This is a genomic window from Thiohalorhabdus sp., assembly GCF_036628635.1.
GTDB lineage: Bacteria > Pseudomonadota > Gammaproteobacteria > Thiohalorhabdales > Thiohalorhabdaceae > Thiohalorhabdus.
Genome location: NZ_JAZKRM010000117.1, coordinates 1 through 2837 on the forward strand (window position 1 = coordinate 1; position 2837 = coordinate 2837).

Below are 2837 nucleotides of genomic sequence, written 5' to 3' on the forward strand. Positions count from 1 at the left end.
TTTGCTTGCCTTGGTCCATCTGCCCTGATCAGATCCGCTCCGGATGGCTGATGCGGCCGGAAATGGCGCTCGCTGCGGCCACCGCGGGGCCGCTCAAGTAGACCTCGCTCTCCAGGCTGCCCATGCGGCCCTTGAAGTTGCGGTTCGTCGTGGCCAGACAGCGCTCTCCCCCGGCCAGGATGCCCATGTGGCCGCCCAGGCAGGGCCCGCAGGTGGGCGGTCCGATCACCGCGCCGGCCCGGGAAAAGATCTCCAGCAGGCCCTCCTGAAGGGCCATGTGGTAGATACGCGGTGTCGCGGGCAACAGGATCAGGCGCAGCCCCGTAGCTACGGTGCGCCCCTCAAGGATTTCCGCGGCCTGGCGCAGATCGCTGATGCGGCCGTTGGTGCAGGAGCCGATGACCACCTGGTCCAGGCCGATGTCCTCCAGCTCGCCCACCGGGCGGACGTTGTCCGGCAGGTGCGGGCAGGCCACCTGCGGCTCGAGCCGCCCCAGATCGATGTCCAGGCTGGACTCGTACTCCGCGTCCGTGTCCGCGGCCAAGGGAGTCCCGTCCGCGCGTCCCGCGTCCTTGAGATAGGCGAAGGTCACCTCGTCCGCAGGGAAAAGCCCCGCCTTGCCGCCGGCCTCGATGGCCATGTTCGCCGCGGTCATGCGCGCCTCCGCGTCCATGGCCGCAAGCCCGGTGCCGAAGAATTCCAGCGCCTTGTACAGGGCGCCGTCCACGCCGATGCGGCCGATGAGGTTCAGGACCACGTCCTTACCCCCGATGTGGCGCGAGGGCTTTCCCTCCAGACGGACCAGGATGCTCGGGGGCACCTTGAACCAGGTCTCGCCCAGGACCATGGCCGCGGCGACGTCCGTGCTGCCCAGGCCCGTGGCGAAGGCGCCCAGACCGCCGTAGGTGCAGGTGTGGCTGTCCGCGCCGACAACCAGGTCCCAGGGCCCCACGAGCCCCTGTTCCGGGAGCAGGGCGTGCTCCACCCCGCAGACGCCGCCCTCGTAGTAGTGGCTGATTTCGGTGCGTGCGGCGAAGTCGCGCACCCGCTTCACCTGCTCCGCGGAGTCGATATCCTTGTTCGGGGTGAAGTGGTCGCAGACCAGAACCACGCGCTCCGGGTCGAAGACCCGCTCCGCGCCCATCCGCTCCATGGAGTCTATGGCCAGGGGAGCGGTGATGTCGTTGGCCAGGACTAGGCTCACCCCGCACTGCACGATCTGGCCCGGCTCGTCCACTGTCTCGCTGGTATGCGCCTGCAGGAGCTTCTGGGCTAGATTGTGTCCCATACGGTTTTCTCCTCCTTGCGGGCCAGCCGATTCAGGGCGTTGATATAGGCCTTGGCGCTGGCCACGATGATATCCGCATCCGATCCACGGCCTATGGCGGTCTGATCCTGCTGCTCGATCTTGACCGTAACCTCGCCCTGGGCGTCGGTGCCCCCGGTGATGGAGCTCACGGTAAAGTGGAGCAGATTCGGGGACTGTCCCGTGAGGTTGTCGATGGCGTTGAACACGGAATCCACCGGCCCGGCCCCGAATTCGGCGGTCTGGCACTCATTGTCCCCCACCTGCATCTTCAGTGTGGCCGTGGGGATGGCCATGTCTCCGGACAGCGAGCTCAGATAGAGGAGCCTATACTTGTCCGGGATGCGGAAGATCTCCTCCAGGACCAGGGACTCCAGGTCCTCCACATATACTTGTTTCTTCTTGTCCGCAAGCTTCTTCACCGCTTCAAAGACCTGGGTGTGCTGCTCGTCGGTCAGCCGGTAGCCCAGCTGCTCCAGCTGCTTCTTGGAGGCGTGCTTGCCGGAGTGCTTGCCCAACACCATCTCCGAGGGGGGACGACCGATGCTCTCCGGGGTCATGATCTCGTAGGTCTGCTTGTTCATGAGCATGCCGTGCTGATGGATCCCCGCCTCGTGGGAGAAGGCGTTGCCCCCGATCACCGCCTTGTACGCGGGGATGGGCTGGCCGATCACCAGGGACAGGAGCCGGCAGGTGGGATACACCTGCTCCGTCTGGATTTTGTTCTGCACGCCATAGGCGTCCTCGCGGACCCGCAGGGCCAGGACCACTTCCTCGAGGGCAGCGTTTCCGGCCCGCTCCCCGACGCCGTTCAGGGTTACCTCCACCTGCCTGGCCCCCGCCCGCACAGCGGAAAGGGTGTTGGCCGAGCCCAGGCCCAGGTCGTTGTGGCAGTGCACGCTGAGCACGGCCCGATCCACGTTTTCCACGTTCTCCTTGAGGTAGAGGATCAGCTCGTACATCTCGTGGGGCTGCACATATCCCACTGTATCCGGGATGTTCACCGTGGTCGCCCCGTTGTCGATGGCGATCTGCACCACCTGGACCAGGAAATCGCGATCCGTGCGCGAGGCGTCCTCCGCGGAGAACTGGACGTTGTCCGTATAGCTGCAGGCGCGCTGCACCGCTTTGGCCGCGGTCTCCAGCACCTGGTCCCGGGTCATCTCCAGCTTGTACTGCATATGGATGTCCGAGGTGGCCAGAAAGGTGTGGATGCGCGGCTTTCTGGCCTGGGCTATCGCCTCCCAGCCCCTGTCGATATCCTTTTCAGAGGCACGGCACAGGGCCGCCACCTGGGAATTGTCCACGGACTGGGCGATTTCCTGCACGGAATCGAAGTCCCCCTGGCTGGAGGCGGGAAACCCGGCCTCGATCACGTCCACGCCCAGGGTGTCCAGCTGGCGGGCCAGCCGCTTCTTTTCCTGCTTGTTCATGGTGGCTCCCGGGGACTGTTCCCCGTCGCGAAGCGTGGTGTCCAAAACAAACACGCGTTCCGTCATATGCGTTCTCCTTCGGAATGGGATCTTTTTTT

At 65.1% G+C, this 2837-nt stretch carries 2 protein-coding genes; both read right to left on the reverse strand.

The window, feature by feature from the left end; genetic code table 11:
- Nucleotides 1-28 precede the first annotated feature (28 nt).
- Nucleotides 29-1288 (reverse strand): 3-isopropylmalate dehydratase large subunit, encoded by a 1260-nt coding sequence (locus V5A19_RS14235; RefSeq protein ID WP_332327985.1) that lies wholly within the window; start codon nucleotides 1286-1288, stop codon nucleotides 29-31.
- On the reverse strand, nucleotides 1273-2805 hold the full coding sequence (locus tag V5A19_RS14240; RefSeq protein ID WP_332327986.1) for a 2-isopropylmalate synthase: 1533 nt from the start codon (nucleotides 2803-2805) through the stop codon (nucleotides 1273-1275). Before V5A19_RS14240 ends, V5A19_RS14235 begins: the two co-directional genes overlap by 16 nt.
- Between the last annotated feature and the right edge of the window lie 32 nt (nucleotides 2806-2837).

Excerpts from the sequence above, each read along its gene's own strand:
- V5A19_RS14235 (WP_332327985.1), bottom strand. The coding sequence starts at position 1,288 with ATGGGACACAATCTAGCCCAGAAGCTCCTGCAGGCGCATACCAGCGAG.
- V5A19_RS14240 (WP_332327986.1), bottom strand. The coding sequence starts at position 2,805 with ATGACGGAACGCGTGTTTGTTTTGGACACCACGCTTCGCGACGGGGAA.